At 70.5% G+C, this 13,030-nt stretch carries 18 protein-coding genes; 15 read left to right on the top strand and 3 right to left on the bottom strand.

Features of this window, described 5'->3' with window-relative positions; genetic code table 11:
- The first annotated feature begins 30 nt into the window (after window positions 1–30).
- The 15 genes from G5B56_RS08440 to G5B56_RS08370 all read left to right on the top strand — a co-directional run bounded on the left by G5B56_RS08440 (window position 31) and on the right by G5B56_RS08370 (window position 11,287).
- Window positions 31–942 (top strand): ABC transporter ATP-binding protein, encoded by a 912-nt coding sequence (locus G5B56_RS08440; RefSeq protein WP_164962909.1) that lies wholly within the window; start codon window positions 31–33, stop codon window positions 940–942.
- Window positions 939–1,709 (top strand): ABC transporter permease, encoded by a 771-nt coding sequence (locus tag G5B56_RS08435; RefSeq protein WP_164962908.1) that lies wholly within the window; start codon window positions 939–941, stop codon window positions 1,707–1,709. The genes G5B56_RS08440 and G5B56_RS08435 overlap by 4 nt, the downstream gene beginning before the upstream one ends.
- A gap of 58 nt (window positions 1,710–1,767) precedes the next feature.
- Window positions 1,768–2,373, top strand: coding sequence for an ATP-dependent Clp protease proteolytic subunit (locus G5B56_RS08430; protein WP_009858296.1), 606 nt, complete (start codon window positions 1,768–1,770; stop codon window positions 2,371–2,373).
- The gene (locus G5B56_RS08425; RefSeq protein WP_009858297.1) at window positions 2,373–2,633 is read left to right on the top strand and encodes a BolA family protein; all 261 of its coding nucleotides are present in this window, start codon (window positions 2,373–2,375) and stop codon (window positions 2,631–2,633) included. Before G5B56_RS08430 ends, G5B56_RS08425 begins: the two co-directional genes overlap by 1 nt.
- 81 nt (window positions 2,634–2,714) lie before the next feature.
- Window positions 2,715–3,980, top strand: coding sequence for a UDP-N-acetylglucosamine 1-carboxyvinyltransferase (gene murA, locus G5B56_RS08420; RefSeq protein ID WP_164962907.1), 1,266 nt, complete (start codon window positions 2,715–2,717; stop codon window positions 3,978–3,980).
- Complete coding sequence (gene hisG / locus G5B56_RS08415; protein ID WP_009858299.1) at window positions 3,977–4,618, top strand: ATP phosphoribosyltransferase; 642 nt, start codon at window positions 3,977–3,979, stop codon at window positions 4,616–4,618. Before murA ends, hisG begins: the two co-directional genes overlap by 4 nt.
- Entirely contained in the window at window positions 4,615–5,934 is a 1,320-nt protein-coding gene (hisD, locus tag G5B56_RS08410) for a histidinol dehydrogenase (RefSeq protein WP_009858300.1), read from the top strand. Before hisG ends, hisD begins: the two co-directional genes overlap by 4 nt.
- Window positions 5,935–5,992: 58 nt before the next feature.
- The gene (gene hisC / locus G5B56_RS08405; protein ID WP_164962906.1) at window positions 5,993–7,081 is read left to right on the top strand and encodes a histidinol-phosphate transaminase; all 1,089 of its coding nucleotides are present in this window, start codon (window positions 5,993–5,995) and stop codon (window positions 7,079–7,081) included.
- Between the two features lie 9 nt (window positions 7,082–7,090).
- Window positions 7,091–7,696 carry an imidazoleglycerol-phosphate dehydratase HisB gene (gene hisB / locus G5B56_RS08400; protein ID WP_164962905.1) on the top strand — a complete coding sequence of 202 codons (606 nt, stop codon included), beginning with the start codon at window positions 7,091–7,093 and terminating at the stop codon, window positions 7,694–7,696.
- Window positions 7,693–8,334 carry an imidazole glycerol phosphate synthase subunit HisH gene (gene hisH / locus G5B56_RS08395; RefSeq protein ID WP_164962904.1) on the top strand — a complete coding sequence of 214 codons (642 nt, stop codon included), beginning with the start codon at window positions 7,693–7,695 and terminating at the stop codon, window positions 8,332–8,334. Before hisB ends, hisH begins: the two co-directional genes overlap by 4 nt.
- Window positions 8,335–8,371: 37 nt before the next feature.
- A complete protein-coding gene (gene hisA / locus G5B56_RS08390) occupies window positions 8,372–9,118 on the top strand; it encodes a 1-(5-phosphoribosyl)-5-[(5-phosphoribosylamino)methylideneamino]imidazole-4-carboxamide isomerase (RefSeq protein WP_009858304.1) in 747 nt (248 codons plus the stop codon).
- A gap of 33 nt (window positions 9,119–9,151) precedes the next feature.
- Window positions 9,152–9,931 carry an imidazole glycerol phosphate synthase subunit HisF gene (gene hisF, locus G5B56_RS08385; RefSeq protein WP_009858305.1) on the top strand — a complete coding sequence of 260 codons (780 nt, stop codon included), beginning with the start codon at window positions 9,152–9,154 and terminating at the stop codon, window positions 9,929–9,931.
- Window positions 9,928–10,527 carry a 16S rRNA (guanine(966)-N(2))-methyltransferase RsmD gene (gene rsmD / locus G5B56_RS08380; protein ID WP_009858306.1) on the top strand — a complete coding sequence of 200 codons (600 nt, stop codon included), beginning with the start codon at window positions 9,928–9,930 and terminating at the stop codon, window positions 10,525–10,527. Before hisF ends, rsmD begins: the two co-directional genes overlap by 4 nt.
- A complete protein-coding gene (gene coaD / locus G5B56_RS08375; protein ID WP_009858307.1) occupies window positions 10,524–11,027 on the top strand; it encodes a pantetheine-phosphate adenylyltransferase in 504 nt (167 codons plus the stop codon). Before rsmD ends, coaD begins: the two co-directional genes overlap by 4 nt.
- A gap of 2 nt (window positions 11,028–11,029) precedes the next feature.
- A complete protein-coding gene (locus tag G5B56_RS08370; RefSeq protein WP_009858308.1) occupies window positions 11,030–11,287 on the top strand; it encodes a YfhL family 4Fe-4S dicluster ferredoxin in 258 nt (85 codons plus the stop codon).
- On the opposite strand, the gene G5B56_RS08365 is transcribed toward G5B56_RS08370, so the two are convergent.
- The 3 genes from G5B56_RS08365 to G5B56_RS08355 all read right to left on the bottom strand — a co-directional run bounded on the left by G5B56_RS08365 (window position 11,284) and on the right by G5B56_RS08355 (window position 13,019).
- Window positions 11,284–11,637 (bottom strand): hypothetical protein, encoded by a 354-nt coding sequence (locus G5B56_RS08365; protein ID WP_164962903.1) that lies wholly within the window; start codon window positions 11,635–11,637, stop codon window positions 11,284–11,286. The two genes, G5B56_RS08370 and G5B56_RS08365, sit on opposite strands and share 4 nt — an antisense overlap.
- A 2-nt stretch (window positions 11,638–11,639) precedes the next feature.
- Entirely contained in the window at window positions 11,640–12,281 is a 642-nt protein-coding gene (gene pth / locus G5B56_RS08360) for an aminoacyl-tRNA hydrolase (RefSeq protein ID WP_009858310.1), read from the bottom strand.
- Window positions 12,282–12,374: 93 nt separating this feature from the next.
- The gene (locus tag G5B56_RS08355) at window positions 12,375–13,019 is read right to left on the bottom strand and encodes a 50S ribosomal protein L25/general stress protein Ctc (protein WP_009858311.1); all 645 of its coding nucleotides are present in this window, start codon (window positions 13,017–13,019) and stop codon (window positions 12,375–12,377) included.
- Window positions 13,020–13,030: the final 11 nt, after the last annotated feature.

Genomic DNA, 13,030 nt, shown 5'->3' with positions numbered 1-13,030 from the left:
CTGGGGTGCGCTGCCTACAATCCGCCCCCCATGCCCGCTGTCCGTTTCGACCACGTCACCAAGACCTTCCGCGGCGCACGCGGCACCGTCCAGGCCCTGGACGGCGTCAGTTTCGACATCGAGCCGGGCGAGTTCTTCGGCCTGCTCGGCCCCAACGGCGCCGGCAAGACGACGCTGATCTCCATCCTCGCCGGGCTGGCGCAAGCCAGCGGCGGCCGCGTCGAGGTCATGGGCCACGACGTCGTCACCGACTTCGCCGCCGCGCGCCGGGCGCTGGGCATCGTGCCGCAGGAGCTGGTCTTCGACCCGTTCTTCAGCGTGCGCGAGACGCTGCGCATCCAGAGCGGCTACTTCGGCCTGAAGCACAACGACGACTGGATCGACGAGCTGCTGGCCAACCTCGGCCTGGCCGACAAGGGCGGCGCCAACATGCGCCAGCTCTCCGGCGGCATGAAGCGGCGTGTGCTCGTCGCCCAGGCGCTGGTGCACCGGCCGCCGGTCATCGTGCTCGACGAGCCGACCGCCGGCGTCGACGTCGAGCTGCGCCAGACGCTGTGGCACTTCGTCGCACGCCTGAACCGCGAAGGCCACACGGTGCTGCTGACCACGCATTACCTGGAAGAAGCCGAGGCGCTGTGCGGCCGCATCGCGATGCTCAAGCAGGGCCGCGTCGTCGCGCTGGACCGCACCTCGGCGCTGCTGTCGGGCATGGCGAGCACGATGCTGCGCTTCAAGACCGACGCCGCGCTGCCGCCGGCGCTGGCGGCGCGCGCCCGCGTCACCGGCCGCATCGTGCAGCTGCAGGCGCGCGACGCCGCCGAGGTCGAACACGACCTGGCCACGCTGCGCGAAGCCGGCGTCTCTGTCGAGGACCTGGAGATCGGTCGTGCCGACCTCGAGGACGTCTTCCTCGGGATCATGGGCGGGGAGGGCGCACGATGAGCGGCATCGACCTCGCCGGCGCCGGCACGCTGTTCCGCAAGGAGGTGCTGCGCTTCTGGAAGGTGGCCTTCCAGACCGTCGCCGCGCCGGTGCTGACCGCGGTGCTGTACCTGCTGATCTTCGGCCACGTGCTGGAGGACCACGTCGAGGTCTTCCCCGGCGTGCGCTACACGAGCTTCCTCGTGCCCGGGCTGGTGATGATGAGCGTGCTGCAGAACGCCTTCGCCAACACCAGCTCCTCGCTGATCCAGAGCAAGATCACCGGCAACCTCGTCTTCCTGCTGCTGACGCCGCTGTCGCACTGGGCCTGGTTCGTCGCCTATGTCGGGGCGTCGGCGGTACGCGGGCTGGTCGTCGGCCTGGGCGTGCTGCTGGTCACCGTCTGGTTCGCGCCGCTGCACCTGGCCGAACCGTGGTGGGTGCTGGTCTTCGCCGCGCTCGGTGCCGGAATGCTGGGCGCGCTGGGCCTGATCGCCGGGCTGTGGGCGGAGAAGTTCGACCAGCTTGCCGCGTTCCAGAACTTCATCGTCATGCCGATGACCTTTCTGTCGGGCGTTTTCTACTCGGTGAAGTCGCTGCCCGGCGTCTGGCAGGCGGCGAGCCACCTGAACCCGTTCTTCTACATGATCGACGGCTTCCGCCGCGGCTTCTTCGGCGCCAGCGACGTCTCGCCCTGGCTCAGCCTGGCGGTCGTCGGCACCAGCTTCGTCGTCGTCTCGGCGATCGCCTTGCGCCTGCTGGCGTCGGGCTACAAGCTGCGGTCATGACGCCCGCCGCGGCGGCCTGAGATAATCGACCCCCAACCTCCTGCACGAGCCTCCGAGCATGACGCACATCCACGCCGCCTGCGACGCCAAGCCTGCCGACAAGGACGCCGCCAAGCCCGCCGGCGGCCTGCAGGAACAGCTGTCGTTCAAGTCGCGTTTCGTCCTTGTCTTCGGCGAGATCGACGACAAGCTGGCGCGCGCCACCTGCGAGCGCCTGATCGCGCTGTCGCAGGACTCCGACGCGCCGATCCACATGCTGATCAGCAGCCCGGGCGGCCACGTGGAAAGCGGCGACGCGATCCACGACATGATCCGCTTCATCAACGCGCCGGTGACGACCATCGGCAGCGGCTGGGTCGCCAGCGCCGGCACGCACATCTACCTGGCCGCGCCCAAGGAGCGCCGGGTCTGTCTGCCGAACACGCGTTTCATGATCCACCAGCCCGCCGGCGGCGCCGGCGGCCGGGCCACCGACATCGCGATCCAGGCCAAGGAAATCATCAAGACCCGCGAGCGCATCGCGCGTGTCGTCGCCACCCAGACCGGCCAGAAGATCGAGAAGGTCATGGCCGACATGGAGCGCGACTACTGGATGAGCGCCGACGAGGCGATCGCCTACGGCATCGTGTCGCGCGTCATCGAACGCCAGTCGGAACTCGCCTGATGGCCGAGCCGACCGTCGCCGAAGTCCGCGGCTACATCGAGGCCGGGCTGCCCTGCGAGCACCTGCAGGTCGAAGGCGACGGCCGCCACTTCTTCGCCACCATCGTCTCGTCGGCCTTCGAGGGCCTGAACCGCGTGCGCCGGCACCAGCGGGTCTACGCCGCGCTGGGCGATAGAATGCGCGAGCAGATCCACGCGCTGTCGATGAAGACGCTCACGCCGGCCGAGTACTCGGCCCAAGGCGCCACCCACCACCCCTGACACGGCACCTGCGGCGCGCCGCGGGTGGCCGCGTGCTGCGCTGCCGCCCGTCCCGTGCCGCGTGCTTTTCCGAGCACCAGCATGGACAAACTCCTGATCCGCGGCGGACGCCGCCTCCAAGGCGAGGTGTCGATCTCCGGCGCCAAGAACGCCGCGCTGCCCGAGCTCTGCGCCGCGCTGCTGTGCGCCGGGCCGCTGACGCTGGACAACGTGCCGCGCCTGCAGGACGTGGCGACGATGCTGTCGCTGCTGCGCCGCATGGGCGTCGCCGTCGAGCGCCCGGAGGACCAGCCGGCGCGCGTGACGCTCGCCGCGCCCGACAGCGTCGACCCGGTCGCGCCCTACGAGCTCGTGAAGACGATGCGCGCGTCGATCCTCGTGCTCGGCCCGCTGCTGGCGCGTTTCGGCCGCGCGACGGTGTCGCTGCCCGGCGGCTGCGCGATCGGCTCGCGCCCGGTCGACCAGCACATCAAGGGCCTGCAGGCGATGGGCGCGACGGTCAAGGTCGAACACGGCAACATCGTCGCCAGCGCCGGCCGGCTGCGCGGCGCGCGCATCACGACGGACATGATCACCGTCACCGGCACCGAGAACCTGCTGATGGCCGCGGCGCTGGCCGAGGGCGAGACGGTGCTGGAGAACGCCGCTCAGGAGCCCGAGGTCACCGACCTGGCCGAGCTGCTGATCTCGATGGGCGCGAAGATCGAAGGCCACGGCAGCGGCCGCATCCGCATCCAGGGTGTCGAGCGCCTGCACGCGCCGGCCGCGCCGCACCGCATCGTGCCCGACCGCATCGAGGCCGGCACCTTCCTCTGCGCGGTGGCCGCCGCCGGCGGCGAGGCCGTGCTGCGCGACGCGCGTGCCGAGCACCTCGACGCCGTCATCACCAAGTTGCGCGAAGCCGGCGTTGCCATCGAGTCGGGCGAGGACTGGATCCGCGTGCGTGCCGACGCGCGCCCGAAGGCGGTGAGCTTCCGCACCAGCGAGTACCCGGCCTTCCCGACGGACATGCAGGCCCAGTTCATGGCCGTCGACTGCGTCGCCGAAGGCGCGGCCAAGGTCTCGGAGACGATCTTCGAGAACCGCTTCATGCACGTCAACGAGCTGGTGCGCCTGGGCGCGAGCATCCAGGTCGACGGCCACACGGCGATGATCCAGGGCGTGCCGACGCTCTCGGGTGCGACCGTGATGGCGACCGACCTGCGCGCCTCGGCCAGCCTGGTCATCGCCGGCCTGGTGGCCGAAGGCGAGACGACGGTGGAGCGCATCTACCACCTGGACCGCGGCTACGACCGCATGGAAGCCAAGCTGCGCGCGCTGGGCGCCGACATCGAAAGAGTCCGATGATCACCCTCGCACTGTCCAAGGGCCGCATCTTCGAGGACTCGCTGCCGTTGCTGGCGGCCGCCGGCATCGAGGTGCTGGAGGACCCGGAGAAGAGCCGCAAGCTGATCATCGGCACCACGCGCCCCGACGTGCGCGTCGTGCTGGTGCGCGCCAGCGACGTGCCGACCTACGTGCAGCACGGCGGCGCCGATCTGGGCGTCGCCGGCCTGGACGTGCTGCTGGAGCACGGCGACGGCCTGTACCGCCCGCTGGACCTGCGCATCGCACGCTGCCGCATGAGCGTGGCCACGCGCGCCGACTTCGACTACGCGCACGCCGTGCGCCAGGGCGCACGCATCCGCGTCGCCACCAAGTACACCCAGATCGCGCGCCAGCACTTCGCCGCCAAGGGCGTGCACGTCGACCTGATCAAGCTCTACGGCTCGATGGAGCTGGCGCCGCTGACCGGCCTGGCCGACGCCATCGTCGACCTGGTCTCGACCGGCAGCACGCTGAAGGCCAACCAGCTCGTCGAGGTCGAGAAGATCATGGACATCTCGTCGCGCCTGGTCGTCAACCCGGCGGCGCTGAAGTTGAAGCGCGCCCCGCTGCGCGCGCTGATCGACGCCTTCGAGCAAGCCGTGGAGTCCCGCGCATGAACCCCGTTGCGATCACCCGTCTGTCTACCGCCGACGCCGGCTTCGAGGCCGGTTTCCAGCGTGTGCTGCACTGGTCGGCCGAGACCGACGCCGAGATCGAGAACCGCGTCGCCGCGATCCTCGACGACGTGCGCCAGCGCGGCGACGCCGCGGTGCTGGAGTACACGGCGCGTTTCGACCGCCTGCAGGCCGACTCGGTCGCGGCGCTGGAGATCGGCGCCGACGAACTGCGCGCCGCGCTGGCCTCGATCACGCCGGCGCAGCGCTCGGCGCTCGAGGCTGCCGCCGAACGCGTTCGTGACTACCACCAGCGCCAGCTGGACGCCTGCGGCCGCAGCTGGAGCTACCGCGACGCCGACGGCACGCTGCTGGGCCAGAAGGTCACGCCGCTGGACCGCGTCGGCATCTACGTGCCCGGCGGCAAGGCGGCCTACCCGTCGAGCGTGCTGATGAACGCCATCCCGGCCCAGGTGGCCGGTGTCGGCGAGATCGTGATGGTCGTGCCGACGCCCGGCGGCGAGCGCAACGCGCTGGTGCTGGCCGCGGCGGCGGTGGCCGGTGCCCACCGCGTCTTCACGATCGGCGGCGCCCAGGCGGTGGCCGCGCTGGCCTACGGCACGGCGACGGTGCCCCGCGTCGACAAGATCACCGGCCCGGGCAACGCCTACGTCGCCAGCGCCAAGCGCCGCGTCTTCGGCCAGGTCGGCATCGACATGATCGCCGGGCCGAGCGAGATCCTCGTGCTGGCCGACGGCACGACGCCGGCCGAGTGGGTGGCGATGGACCTGTTCAGCCAGGCCGAGCACGACGAGCTGGCGCAGAGCATCCTGCTGTGCCCGGATGCCGGCTACATCGCCGCGGTGCAGGCCGAGATCGAGCGCCTGCTGCCGGCGATGCCGCGCCAGGCGACGATCCGCGCCTCGCTCGAAGGCCGCGGCGCGCTCATCCACACGCGCTCGATGGAGGAGGCCTGCGAGATCTCCAACCGCGTCGCGCCCGAGCACCTGGAAGTCAGCTCGGCCGAACCCGGCCGCTGGGAGCCGCTGCTGCGCCACGCCGGCGCGATCTTCCTCGGCGCCTACACCAGCGAGAGCCTGGGCGACTACTGCGCCGGCCCGAACCACGTGCTGCCGACTTCGGGCACCGCGCGCTTCTCGTCGCCGCTGGGCGTCTACGACTTCCAGAAGCGCAGCAGCCTGATCGAGGTGAGCGAGGCCGGCGCCCAGGTGCTGGGCCCGATCGCCGCCGAGCTGGCCTACGGCGAAGGGCTGCAGGCCCACGCCCAGGCCGCCGAGTTCCGTCTGAAGCCCCGTTGAGCGCGGCCTGAGCTCAGCCGGTGACCGTGTCGCAGAACCCCAGGCCCGAAAGCCCGCGATGACTCCCGATCTCCCGTCCCTGATGGCGCGCGTCGTGCGCCAGGACATCCAGGGCCTGCACGCCTATGCGGTGCAGCCCTCGGCCGGCTTCGTCAAGCTGGACACGATGGAGAACCCGTTCCCGCTGCCGCCTGAGCTGCAGCAGGCGCTGGGCGAGCGTCTGGGCCGTGTGGCGATCAACCGCTACCCGGCCGAGCGCACCGAGGACCTGAAGGCGGCGCTGGCGAGCTTCGCCGGCCTGCCCGAAGGCTGCGCGCTGACGCTGGGCAACGGCTCCGACGAGCTCATCACGATGCTCAGCCTGGCCTGCGCGGTGCCGGGCGCGGTCTTCATGTCGCCGCTGCCGAGCTTCGTGATGTACGGGCTGTCGGCGGCGCTGCAGGGCGTGCGTTTCGTCGGCGTGCCGCTGGCCGCCGACTTCGAGCTCGACGAAACGGCGATGCTGGCGGCGATCGCCGAGCACCGTCCGTCGCTGCTGTACCTCGCCTATCCGAACAACCCGACCGGCAACCTCTGGGACGATGCCGTCGTCGACCGCCTGATCGCGGCGATGGGCGAAGCCGGCGGCCTGGTCGTGATGGACGAGGCTTACCAGCCCTTCGCCGCACGCGACTCGATGGCGCGGCTGGCGGCCCACCCGCACGTGCTGGTGATGCGCACGATGAGCAAGTTCGGCCTGGCCGGCGTGCGCATCGGCTACCTGATGGGCCGCAGCGCGCTGATCGGCGAGATCGACAAGCTGCGCCCGCCGTTCAACGTCAGCGTGCTCAACGCCGAGGCCGCGCTGTTCGCGCTGGAGCACGCCGACGAGTACGCGCGCCAGGCCGCCGAGATCCGCGCCCAGCGCCAGCGCCTGCACGAGGAGCTGCAGACGATGCCCGGCGTTCACGCCTGGCCCAGCGAGGCGAACATGATCCTGGCGCGTGTGCCCGACGCCGCAGCGGCCTTCGCCGGCCTCAAGTCGCGCGGCGTGCTGGTGAAGAACGTCTCGGCGCTGCACCCCTCGCTCGCCAACTGCCTGCGCCTGACCGTCGGCACCCCCGACGAGACGACCCGATTGATCGACGCGCTGCGCGCCAGCCTGTAGAAGGACGCCATGGACACCCGCAACGACGCCCGCACCGCCGAAGTCCGGCGCGACACCCGCGAAACGCGCATCCGCGTGCGCGTCGACCTCGACGGCCGCGGTGACGCCAAGCTCGCCACCGGCATCGGCTTCCTCGACCACATGCTCGACCAGGTGGCGCGCCACGGCATGATCGACCTGGAGGTCGAGTGCGAGGGCGACCTGCACATCGACGGCCACCACAGCGTCGAGGACATCGGCATCACGCTGGGCCAGGCGGTCGCCCGGGCCGTCGGCGACAAGCGCGGCATCACGCGCTACGGCCACAGCTACGTGCCGCTGGACGAGGCGCTGTCGCGTGTCGTCGTCGACTTCTCCGGCCGCCCCGGGCTGGCCTTCGACGTCAAGTTCACCGCCGGCATGATCGGCGCGCTGGACACCCAGCTCGTCTACGAGTTCTTCCAGGGCTTCGTCAACCACGCGCTGGTCACGCTGCACGTCGACAACCTGAAGGGCGTCAACGCGCACCACCAGTGCGAGACGGTGTTCAAGGCCTTCGGCCGCGCGCTGCGCATGGCGCTCGCCGCCGACGAACGTGCGGCCGGCATCGTGCCGTCGACGAAAGGCTGCTTGTGAGCGTCGTCGCCGTCGTCGATTACGGGATGGGCAACCTGCGCTCGGTGTCGCAGGCGGTGATGCACGTCGCCGCCGGTACCGGGCACGAGGTCGTCGTCACCTCGCGGCCCGAGGACGTGTTCGCCGCCGAGCGCATCGTGCTGCCGGGGCAGGGCGCGATCCGCGACTGCATGCGCGAGCTGCACGACTCCGGGCTGCTGGAGGCGGTGCTCGACGCCGCCGCGAACAAGCCGCTGATGGGCGTCTGCGTCGGCATGCAGATGCTGCTGACGCACAGCGAGGAGCAGGACACGCCCGGTCTCGGCCTGATCCCCGGCGAGGTGAAGCGTTTCCGTCTCGAAGGCCGGCTGCAGGAAGACGGCAGCCGCTTCAAGGTGCCGCAGATGGGCTGGAACCAGGTCTGGCAGCGCCCGCACGCGCTGTGGGACGGTGTGCCCGACGGCGCCTTCTTCTATTTCGTCCACAGCTATTTCGCGCAGCCCGCGGATGCCGCCCACACCGCGGGCGAAACCGACTACGGCGCGCGCTTTACCTGCGCTATCGCGCGGGATAACATTTTTGCCACCCAGTTCCACCCCGAGAAGAGCGCTGCCCACGGCCTCGCGCTGTACCGCAACTTCCTCGGCTGGAAGCCCTGATCCGTCTTTCCCCCTCCCGCCACGGCGCCGACGAGCCATGCTGCTGATCCCCGCCATCGACCTGAAGGACGGCAAGTGCGTCCGCCTCCAGCAGGGCGATATGAATGCCTCCACGACCTTCGGCGACGACCCCGCCGCGATGGCGCGCCGCTGGCTCGACGCCGGCGCACGCCGTCTGCACCTGGTCGACCTCAACGGCGCCTTCGCCGGCCGGCCGATCAACGAGGCGGCCGTCAAGGCCATCCTGCGTGAGGTCGGCGACGAGATCCCGGTGCAGCTGGGTGGCGGCATCCGCGACCTGGACACCATCGAACGCCTGCTCGACGACGGCATCAGCTACGTCATCATCGGCACCGCCGCGGTCAAGAGCCCGGGTTTCCTGAAGGACGCCTGCACGGCCTTCGGCGGCCACATCATCGTCGGCCTCGACGCCAAGGACGGCAAGGTCGCCACCGACGGCTGGAGCAAGCTCACCGGCCACGAGGTCGTCGACCTGGCGAAGAAGTTCGAGGACTACGGCGTCGAAGGCGTGATCTACACCGACATCGGCCGCGACGGCATGCTCACCGGCATCAACATCGAGGCCACCGTCAAGCTGGCGCAGGCGCTGGCTATCCCCGTCATCGCCTCGGGCGGCCTGTCGGACCTGGCGGACATCGAGCGCCTGTGCGGCGTCGAGTCCGACGGTGTCGAAGGCGTCATCTGCGGGCGCAGCATCTACACCGGCGCGCTCGACTTCGCCGCCGCGCAGGCGCGCGCCGACGAGCTCAACGGCGCCGCCTAACCTCTTTCGCGCCGCCCCTCGCCGGGCGTTCCCATGCTGGCCAAACGCATCATTCCCTGCCTGGACGTCACCGGCGGCCGGGTCGTCAAGGGCGTCAACTTCGTCGAGCTGCGCGACGCGGGCGACCCGGTCGAGATCGCCGCGCGCTACAACGAGCAGGGCGCCGACGAACTGACCTTCCTGGACATCACCGCGACCAGCGACGGCCGCGACCTGATCCTGCACATCATCGAGGCCGTGGCCTCGCAGGTCTTCATCCCGCTGACCGTCGGCGGCGGCGTGCGCAGCGTCGAGGACGTGCGCCGGCTGCTGAACGCCGGCGCCGACAAGGTGAGCTTCAACTCGGCGGCGGTGGCCAACCCGCAGGTCATCCGCGACGCGTCGGAGAAGTACGGTGCGCAGTGCATCGTCGTCGCCATCGACGCCAAGCGCCGCCAGGGCGAGGACCTCGCCGCGCGCGGCCCGGGCTGGGACGTCTACACCCACGGCGGGCGCAAGAACGTCGGCCTGGACGCCGTCGAATGGGCGCGCCGCATGGCCGAACACGGTGCCGGCGAGATCCTGCTGACCAGCATGGACCGCGACGGCACGAAGAGCGGCTTCGACCTGGAACTCACGCGCGCCGTCAGTGACGCCGTGCCGGTGCCGGTCATCGCCTCGGGCGGCGTCGGCACGCTGGAGCATCTGTCCGAAGGCATCCGCCTGGGCGGCGCCGACGCGGTGCTGGCGGCCAGCATCTTCCACTATGGCGAGTTCACCGTCGCCCAGGCCAAGGCGCTGATGGCCCGCGACGGCATCCCGGTCCGCCCGTGAAACCGCCGCAGCGCGGCCGTCCGAACGAGGTGCGGCTGATCGGCGGCGCCTGGAAGCGCAGCAAGCTGCCGGTGCCCGACCGGCCCGGTCTGCGCCCGACGCCCGACCGCGTGCGCGAGACGCTGTTCAACTGGCTGGGCCAGGACCTCACGGGCTGGCGTGTGCTCGACGCCTTCGCCGGCAGCGGCGCGCTCGGTTTCGAGGCCGCGTCGCGCGGCGCGGCCCAGGTGCTGCTGCTGGAGCAGGACGCGCAGCTCGTCGCCGGCTTCAAGGCCCATGCGCAACGGCTGGGTGCCACCGGGCTGGAGGCGCGCCGCGCCGACGCGATGGCCTGGATGGCCTCGGCCGCGCCCGCGGCCTGGGAACTGGTGCTGCTGGACCCGCCGTTCGCCGCCGGTCTGGCGCTGCCGGCGGCGCGAGCCGCCGCGCGTCTCGTCGTGCCGGGCGGCTTCGTCTATGTCGAGAGCGCCGAGCCGCTGGCAGAGCCGCCCGAGGGGCTGGAAACCTGGCGTGAAGGGCGTGCCGGCGCGGTGCACTACCGGCTGCTGCGCCGCGGCTACACTGCGCCGGTTTGCGTTACAGGACCGACGCCGTGACCACCGTCACCCCGCTGACCGCCGTCTATCCCGGCACCTTCGACCCGATGACGCTGGGCCACGAGGACTTGATGCGCCGCGGCTCGCGCCTGTTCGACCGGCTGATCCTGGCGGTGGCCGCCGGCCACCACAAGCGCACGATGTTCACGATCGAGGAGCGGCTGTCGATCGCGCGCGAGATCGCCGCACCCTACGCCAACGTCGAGGTCGTGGCCTTCCGCGGGCTGCTGCGCGATTTCGTCGTTGCTGCCGGCGCCAAGGTCGTCGTGCGCGGCCTGCGTGCGGTCAGCGACTTCGAGTACGAGTTCCAGATGGCCGGCATGAACCGCCAGCTGATGCCCGACGTCGAGACGGTGTTCATGACGCCGTCCGACCAGTACCAGTTCGTCAGCGCGACCTTCATCCGCGAGATTGCCACCCTCGGCGGCGATGTCTCCAAGTTCGTGGCACCGTCGGTGCTGAAACGACTCCAGGACCGCGTGAACCAACCGGCGGCTTGACGATGGCTTTGTGGATCACCGACGAGTGCATCAACTGCGACGTCTGCGAACCCGAGTGCCCGAACCAGGCGATCTCGATGGGCGATGAACGCTACGAGATCGACCCGCGGCGCTGCACCGAGTGCGTGGGCCATTTCGACGAGCCGCAGTGCGTGCAGGTCTGCCCGGTGGAGTGCATTCCGGTGAACCCGGAGCACGTCGAGACGCGCGAGCAGCTGCGGCTGAAGTTCCAGGCCCTGCAGGCTGGCGGCGCGCGTTAGTCGCGCCGGTTCTTCTTCTTGCGCGGCGCCTTCTTCGGCGTCTTCTTCAGCACGCTCTGCACGGCCGGCTTCTCGGGTTCGACGAAGCCGGCGGCGGCCGTCACGGCCTCGCGTTCACGTGCACGGCGCTCGTCGCGCAGCTGTTCGGCCAGCGCCATCTCGCGGCGCGCCACGTCGCGGGCGGCGGCTTCGTCGCTGGCGCTGGGGCGCTCGTCGCGCACGGTCATGGCCTCGCCGTCGCGGCAGGGGCGATCCTGCAGCAGGCGCCCGTCGGGCCCGCAGCGCCAGATGCGCTGCGCGTCGGCCGCGCCGGCCAGCGCCAACAAGGCGAGGGCGAGCGCGGCGCGCATGGTCAGGCGCCGGGCGGGACGTCCGGCGCCGGCGGCGCCTCGGGGCGCGGCGGCTTCGGCGGCTTGGGACGCGCAGGCTTGGCGTGGATCTTCTGCAGCGCGCGGTCCATCTCGCCGGCGAGCAGCAGGTCCGACGCGGCGAGCGACTGCTCGATGGCCTTGGCGATGGCCTCGCGGTGGTCGGGTGAGGGCTTTTTCAGCACCCAGTTGACGACCTCGGCGCGCACGCCGGGGTGGCCGATGCCAAGGCGCAGGCGCCAGAAGTCCAGCGTGCCGAGCTGGCTGTGGATGTCCTTCAGGCCGTTGTGGCCGGCGGCGCTGCCGCCGAGCTTGATCTTAGCCTCGCCGGGCTGCAGGTCGAGCTCGTCGTGCACGACGAGGATCTCGTTCGGTGCGATCTTGAAGAAACGCGCCAGCGTCGCGACCGAGAACCCGGAGCGGTTCATGTAGGTCATCGGCTCGAGCAGCCAGACCGGGCCGTGCGGCGTGTTCACACGTGCGGCCAGCGCCTGGTAGCCGCGTTCGGGCACGAGGCGTGCGCCGAGCTTGTCGGCCAGCGCCTCCAGCCACCAGAAGCCCGCGTTGTGGCGCGTGGCCTCGTACTCAGGGCCCGGGTTGCCCAGGCCGACGAACAGACGAATCATGGTCGAGGATTATCCGGAGCCCGGAAACGACAAGGCCCCACCGAGGTGGGGCCCCAAACGGTGTGCGCAGCCGGCGCGAGGCCGGCCGGGGCATCACTTCTTGTTCTGCTTCTCGTCCTTCTTGCCCTTGCCCTTGCCCTTTTCGGGCGCGGCCACCGGGGCGACGATCACTTCTTCCTCGGCCTTCGGCATCGTGACGGCGACGATCGCCGGGTTCAGCGTGCCGTGGCGCACGGCCTTGATGCCGGCCGGCAGCTTCAGGTCGTTGAGGTGCAGGCTCTGGTTCTTCACCAGGCCCGACAGGTCGATCGTCACGAACTCGGGCAGCTGCGAGGCCAGGCACTCGATCTCGATTTCGGTGGCGACGTGGCTGACCAGGCACTTGTCGGTCTTCACCGCCGGCGAGTTCTCTTCGCCTTCGAAGTGCAGCGGCACCTTCTTGCGCAGGCGGGTCGTCTCGTCGACGCGCTGGAAGTCCACGTGCATGACGATCGGCTTCCAGGCGTGCATCTGGAAGTCGCGCAGCAGGACCTTCTCGACCTTGCCGGCCAGTTCCATCTCGAGGATCGACGAGTGGAAGGCTTCCTTCTTCAGCGCGAAGAAGAGGGCGTTGTGATCGAGCTCGATCATCTTCGGCTCGCCGGCACCGTAGACGATGCCCGGAACCTTGGCGGCGTTGCGCAGGCGGCGGCTCGCTCCGGTCCCCTGGACGCTACGCTCGTAAGCAGTGAATTTCATGTGGACTCCAC

The organism is Rubrivivax sp. JA1026 (genome assembly GCF_011065555.1).
Classification (GTDB): Bacteria; Pseudomonadota; Gammaproteobacteria; order Burkholderiales; family Burkholderiaceae_C; genus Rubrivivax; species Rubrivivax benzoatilyticus.
Note: the sequence above shows the minus strand (reverse complement) of the source record. Positions and strands in the feature narration are given on the sequence as shown.